3 protein-coding genes and 3 pseudogenes are annotated in these 2469 nt (G+C 57.3%); 4 read left to right on the top strand and 2 right to left on the bottom strand.

The features are described from left to right. The 3 genes and pseudogenes from LPU83_RS23560 to LPU83_RS23525 all read left to right on the top strand — a co-directional run. On the top strand, window positions 1–370 hold a 370-nt coding region (locus LPU83_RS23560; RefSeq protein WP_157997292.1), incomplete at its 5' end, for a helix-turn-helix domain-containing protein. Further along, a complete protein-coding gene (locus LPU83_RS75645; protein WP_024319243.1) occupies window positions 333–626 on the top strand; it encodes a transposase in 294 nt (97 codons plus the stop codon). The genes LPU83_RS23560 and LPU83_RS75645, both read left to right, overlap by 38 nt. Then, a pseudogene (locus LPU83_RS23525) lies at window positions 578–1010 on the top strand (IS110 family transposase); the annotation flags it as partial. The gene LPU83_RS75645 and the pseudogene LPU83_RS23525, both read left to right, overlap by 49 nt. Window positions 1011–1027: 17 nt before the next feature. On the opposite strand, the gene LPU83_RS23300 reads toward LPU83_RS23525, so the two are convergent. Both LPU83_RS23300 and LPU83_RS23295 read right to left on the bottom strand, forming a co-directional pair. Further along, on the bottom strand, window positions 1028–1372 hold the full coding sequence (locus LPU83_RS23300; protein WP_024319245.1) for a hypothetical protein: 345 nt from the start codon (window positions 1370–1372) through the stop codon (window positions 1028–1030). Beyond that, a pseudogene (locus LPU83_RS23295) lies at window positions 1372–2247 on the bottom strand (IS5 family transposase); the annotation flags it as partial. The gene LPU83_RS23300 and the pseudogene LPU83_RS23295, both read right to left, overlap by 1 nt. Between LPU83_RS23295 and LPU83_RS23270 the strand changes: the two are divergent. Then, window positions 2242–2393: pseudogene (locus LPU83_RS23270) on the top strand (IS5/IS1182 family transposase); the annotation flags it as partial. The pseudogenes LPU83_RS23295 and LPU83_RS23270 overlap by 6 nt on opposite strands. Window positions 2394–2469 lie beyond the last annotated feature (76 nt).

Here is a 2469-nt window from a genome sequence, read left to right as displayed (position 1 = left end):
TCTAGCCAGGATCACGGCGTTGCGTAACCAGGGTGCAACGGCTCAACAGATCGCTGACGATCTTAACGTTCAGGGCTGGTCACCTGCCAAGAAATCCAGGTTCGATGCGCTGATAGTGCAGAAGCTCCTCGTGCGAAATGGCCTTGGGAAAAAGCGGCCGATCTGGTCGGGTCACATCCCGCGTCGCAATGAGGATGAAGTGACGTTGCAAGAACTTTCCGAAAAGCTCGGCATTCATCGACAGACGGCTTACGGTTGGCTCAGGCGCGGAAAGCTCAAAGGGCGTATCGTTGAAGTAGGAACTCAACGTATCTGGCTTGTCAGCCTGTCGCATGCCTCAACAGGAACCCGCACTGGAGAGTCATCATGACAAAGCGATTGAAATGGCGATTTCCAAACTTAAAGCGCTTCTGCGGGCAAGAGCCGATCGCTCCGTTCGCGCTGCGCAACTTGATCGTCAGCTCGTCGCAATGGCACGGCAGAGCGACGCATGTCAGGTACTGACGTCCATTCCCGGGGTCGGCGCGGTGACTTCCGCCTCCTTTGTTGCGGCGATAGAGGATCCGAAAAACTTCCAGGCAAGATTTGCCGGGAGACGAAAGTTGCCACTCACCCTGAGGATTTGATCTCGGTGATCAAGGATCCGAAGTGGCAGATTGAGTGGATCGGTTCTTGAAGCCGGACCACTGTCGCAATGGCTTTATGAGGGACTTGCCAAGGCAGGATTGCCGGTGATCTGCATTGAGACAAGGCATGCCAAGGCATTTTTGAAAGCCCAACCGAATAAGACGGACCGCAACGATGCGTGTGGCATGGCCCAGATTATGCGCGTCAATCTCTATCGGTCTGTGCATGTGAAGACATTGACGAGCCAGAAGCACCGAGCATTGCTGACCGCGCGCAAACTCTTGCAGGAAAAAGCCATCGCCATCGCGAATGACATTCGCGGATTGTTGCGCAACTTCGGTCTGAAAGTGGGATTGGTCGGCAAGATCAAATTCGAGGAGAGAGCAGGCCGTTGAAGAAGTCAGTCGCGTTCGCAGACGAAGCCTGAATCGTCTCCATTGTGGACGTAGAAGTGCCCGACAAGGCGTCCGGCGGAGCCGAGAGCAGCCCATCCGCGACCACAGGCCGGGTCGCTCTCGTCTTGTCCCTCCCATGAGAACTCCGCACAGGCTGATCCGTCGCGTGCGCCGTAGCGGACATCGAGGAAGCCCTTGAGCGCGCCGAAGGCGATTTCGCCGTCCGCCGCGCCCTGGAATGGCAGATGCGCCTCTTCGACGAGATCGAGGACGTCGTTGTCACAGTTGTCCATCTCGACGATGCGCCAACGACCGGCGAAGGCCTTGGCGAAGGCAGAAACCCTGGCCATCAGCCTATCTCCGTCATGAGCTTCGGCAGCCGCACCAGATTGTAGGCGGCGGCCGCGAAGGTGAAGGCCCATCCGACGCGGTCGCGGCCACGAAACTTCGTCTTGTCCTGCCCCGCGACGGTCTTGATCCAGCCGAACGCCTCCTCGATGCGCTTGCGGATGCGCAAGCTGATCCCATAGCCGGAATGGCGCGTCGTGCGCCCATCAATCGCCGAGCGGCGACCATTGACGTTCTGCGCCACATGGGGCGTCACCCTCATCGACCGCAAATCTTGGACGAAGTCCTTTGTGTCATAGGCCTTGTCGGCACCCAGCGTGACTGCTTGTGGCCGGTCGCAGAAAGGTTCGATCATGTGAAGAGCTGCGATGCGTTCGGCATATCCGGTTGCCTCCGTCAGATAGGCGTCGACCAGAAGACCATGGCGGTTTTCCATCAACCCATGCCCCATGAAGCACAGCTTGGCCTCCTTGCCTTTTCCCTTCCTATATAGCTTTGATCGGTCGTTGATGCATGCGTCTGGTTGGAACGCTTTTCGCCATGGAAGTCTGCTTCCGCGTTGCGACCGCCGCCATCCGATGGCGGTTCGTCCGAGCCGTCCTTCGGCTTGAAGCTCTTCATCGACGCCCAGGCTTCGATCAGCGTGCGTGCCATCGACAGAGAAGTGGTCGGTTGACAGCAGCCGCTTTACCTTGTTGAGTAAGGATTGCACTCAGGAACTTCGCAGCAATGTCACCATCGGCAACCGGTCGCGGTGCTTCGAACAAACCGAATGGTCCCAAGCGGGATTGTCAATGCCGATGTCGACGAACCGCCGGAACAGAAGGTCGTATTCCAACCGCTCCATCAGAAGTCGCTCGGAACAGATCGAATAGAAGGTCGTGTTCGAAAAGATCATCCTCTACGGGCCATCCGGCAGATCGTGAACGAAGCGCTCGTTTCACTGGAACGAGATTTTGCCGCGCTTTATTCACCGATCGGATCGCGCCTGAAAAGCTTCTTCGAGCCATGCTTTTGGAGGCCCCAAATCGCAATAAAGCGAGTGAATCACGACCAGAGCCTATGCGCCAGGGCCTTTTTCAACAGCCTGCTAGGGCGT

This window comes from Rhizobium favelukesii (assembly GCF_000577275.2).
Taxonomy (GTDB): domain Bacteria; phylum Pseudomonadota; class Alphaproteobacteria; order Rhizobiales; family Rhizobiaceae; genus Rhizobium; species Rhizobium favelukesii.
This window is presented reverse-complemented; position numbering and strand designations above follow the sequence as displayed.

Bases quoted from the DNA above. Each gene is read 5' to 3' on its own strand.
- LPU83_RS23300 (WP_024319245.1), bottom strand. From the start codon at position 1,372: ATGGCCAGGGTTTCTGCCTTCGCCAAGGCCTTCGCCGGTCGTTGGCGC.
- LPU83_RS75645 (WP_024319243.1), top strand. From the start codon at position 333: ATGCCTCAACAGGAACCCGCACTGGAGAGTCATCATGACAAAGCGATT.